This window comes from Peptoniphilus sp. (assembly GCF_022767005.1).
GTDB lineage: Bacteria > Bacillota > Clostridia > Tissierellales > Peptoniphilaceae > Peptoniphilus_A.
The window spans coordinates 1-2515 of record NZ_JALEOV010000082.1 but is presented as its reverse complement, the minus strand read 5'-3'; the positions used below and the strand labels follow the sequence as shown (position 1 = coordinate 2515).

The 2515-nt window shown below is 31.8% G+C and carries 6 protein-coding genes; all 6 read left to right on the top strand.

Features of this window, described 5'->3' with window-relative positions:
• The first annotated feature begins 23 nt into the window (after nt 1-23).
• Nucleotides 24-170, top strand: coding sequence for a hypothetical protein (locus MR285_RS06300; RefSeq protein WP_293559151.1), 147 nt, complete (start codon nt 24-26; stop codon nt 168-170).
• 79 nt (nt 171-249) lie between these two features.
• Nucleotides 250-432 (top strand): type II toxin-antitoxin system HicA family toxin, encoded by a 183-nt coding sequence (locus MR285_RS06295; protein ID WP_169969580.1) that lies wholly within the window; start codon nt 250-252, stop codon nt 430-432.
• Nucleotides 433-466: 34 nt separating this feature from the next.
• A complete protein-coding gene (locus MR285_RS06290) occupies nt 467-907 on the top strand; it encodes a type II toxin-antitoxin system HicB family antitoxin (RefSeq protein WP_293559147.1) in 441 nt (146 codons plus the stop codon).
• 65 nt (nt 908-972) lie between these two features.
• Nucleotides 973-1323 carry a hypothetical protein gene (locus MR285_RS06285; protein ID WP_293559145.1) on the top strand — a complete coding sequence of 117 codons (351 nt, stop codon included), beginning with the start codon at nt 973-975 and terminating at the stop codon, nt 1321-1323.
• Nucleotides 1324-1334: 11 nt separating this feature from the next.
• A complete protein-coding gene (locus MR285_RS06280) occupies nt 1335-2072 on the top strand; it encodes an N-acetylmuramoyl-L-alanine amidase (RefSeq protein ID WP_293559143.1) in 738 nt (245 codons plus the stop codon).
• Nucleotides 2073-2161: 89 nt separating this feature from the next.
• A partial coding sequence (locus MR285_RS06275) for a hypothetical protein (RefSeq protein ID WP_293559141.1) occupies nt 2162-2515 on the top strand: 354 nt, incomplete at its 3' end.

Sequence of the window (2515 nt, the reverse complement as noted above, 5' to 3'; positions counted from 1 at the left end):
ATGATCATGGGAGGTATTGAGTAATGGCAATGTTTATAGTTTTAAGATTGATTGACGGTACTTTTAAATACAAGAAAATTTTTGGGTGTAGAATATACAAAAAATTTCAAGAAGAAACTGATGCTATTTTGATAGCAGAAGGCAGAGAAGATTTAATCGAGGAGGTTTGATATAAGAGATAAATTTAAAACGAGCCTTGATTTACGTGTTAATACGTGGTAAAATATAATTGTCAGGAGGTAGGTATACATGCCGATGACACAAGATGAAATGGTCAAGCTACTAAAAAAGAATGGTTTTGAAGTAGTTAAAGGCGGAAAGGGCAGCCATATTAAAATGACAAAGCCCGGACTGAAAAGACCTATTATCATTCCACATGGAGAACTCCAAAAGGGTACTGAACGTGGAATCCTAAAAGAGGTGGGGCTTTAATAGCCCTGCTCCTTATATAAGAGAGGTGGTAATTATGTTAGTTTCTTATCCGGCGATATTTTATTATAGCCCAGAAGAAAAAGGTTATTATGTTTATATACCAGATATTGAAGGGGCAGGAACTCAAGGTAATTCAATTGAAGATGCTTTATTAATGGCAAGTGATTATTTAGGTATTATGGCAAGTTCAATTATAGAAAATGAAGAAACACTTCCCAAAAAATCAAACATAGGGGACTTGTCTGTTGAAGATAATTTTCCATTTAAAGACGATGACGAATTTAATAATTTTTATGATTACTCTAAATCTTTTATTTCTTTAGTTTATGTTGATTTAAAAGATTATTTAGGAAGTCAAGAACTTGTTAAAAAGACATTATCTATACCAAAGTGGAGTAATGATCTGGGAAATAAATTGAATTTAAATTTTTCTAAGCTTTTGACAGAAGCTATTGTAAATATCGCTAAAAATTAAAAATTCAGAATTAATGTTAAAACACTCTTTTTTAAGGGTGTTTTTTTAATGGAAGGGGTGAACCAATGGAAAATGAAAAAATAACTGACCATGAGATAAGAATTGCCAAGCTTGAAGAGAATGACAAGACACAAGACAAGCGAATTGAAATGCACGGAAAGCAAATCGATGAGCAAAAGGAATTGAGCAGAAGGCAAGATTTGAATATAGAAATTATAAAAAAGGACTTGTCTAACATAGATAGGACAACAAAAAAGACTGATGACAAGTTGGACAAGCTATATAATGAAAGGCTTTCGGACCAGTACATTAAACCAAATGAGAGAACAAAGAATTTTATAGATGCAATAGTAAAGGTAGCTATTGGTATTTTTATAGGTGCCTTTATATATTTTCTATTCCCAATGCTTAAATAGGAGGTGTTGATATGAATTTTTTATTTAAGCCTATATCAAATTCAAGACAGATAGGCAAAAAAAGACCTTATAGTGATATTAAGTGGATAGTAATACATTATACGGGCAATTATTCAAAGGGAGCAGATGCTATGGCTCACTTTAGATATTTGCAAAGTGCAACAAGGTATGGTTCAGCTCATTATTTTGTAGATGATAAAGAGATTATACAAACTATAGGAGATAGTTTTGTGGCTTGGTCTGTGGGAGATAATCAAGGATACGGCAGGTATCTCAATGACTGTACAAACTCAAATTCAATTAATATTGAAATGTGTGTAAATGCAGATAGTAACCAAGATAAAGTTTATAAAAACACAGTAGAGCTTACTAAAAACTTGATGGCAAAATTCAAAGTGCCTGCAAGTAAAGTATGCAGACATTATGACGTAAGCCGTAAAGATTGCCCTCACAATTTCCGTAAAAATAATTGGGCTAAGTGGTGGCAATTTAAAAAAGATATTGAAAAACCAATAGAGTGGAAGATTGATTTATCTAAAGATTCAGAATTTGGAGAAATAGCATCTAAAGAAAAAGAGGAAAAAGTTATGAAAAAAGATTATAAAAATCACTGGGCAGAAAAAGAAATAGATGAAGTAAAAGAAGCTGGAATAATGAAAGGTTATGAAGACGGAAGCTTTAAACCAGATGAAAAAATTACAAGAGCTGAAGTTGCAGTAATTATTTCAAAACTTCTAAAAAAAAATTAAAAAATACGAGATATTACCAAAAAGGTAATTTTCACGTAATAGAAACAGATCCTGAAAGTATAAGAATAGAATTTGTAGCAGGAAGAGAAATGAGAGAACTGCGAAGAGAGTTTGCAATAAATGGAACTTTCTTTGATATGAAAAATCCAGGCAGTAAAAAAGGAATTTGGAAGATAGCCGTACAAGACAATCTACCGCTAGGACAAAACTCTTTTACTAATTCTTACCAAGGGACAAAAACAGGAACAATGGTATATTTAGAAAAGGGCAATGTGATTATGGATAGATTTAATAATCTCAGTGAGATACAAAAGTTAGGTAAAGTAAAATGGGCAATAGGCGGCAATGCTTTATATCCAGATTATAATTTAAAATTAGAAAAAGCACTGCCAGACATATCAAGGTTTGCACCACATACAATTATGGCTTATACAAGAGATAAT

Coding starts and splice junctions, on each gene's coding strand:
- MR285_RS06290 (WP_293559147.1), top strand. CDS start 467: ATGTTAGTTTCTTATCCGGCGATATTTTATTATAGCCCAGAAGAAAAA.
- MR285_RS06280 (WP_293559143.1), top strand. CDS start 1,335: ATGAATTTTTTATTTAAGCCTATATCAAATTCAAGACAGATAGGCAAA.
- MR285_RS06285 (WP_293559145.1), top strand. CDS start 973: ATGGAAAATGAAAAAATAACTGACCATGAGATAAGAATTGCCAAGCTT.
- MR285_RS06300 (WP_293559151.1), top strand. CDS start 24: ATGGCAATGTTTATAGTTTTAAGATTGATTGACGGTACTTTTAAATAC.
- MR285_RS06295 (WP_169969580.1), top strand. CDS start 250: ATGCCGATGACACAAGATGAAATGGTCAAGCTACTAAAAAAGAATGGT.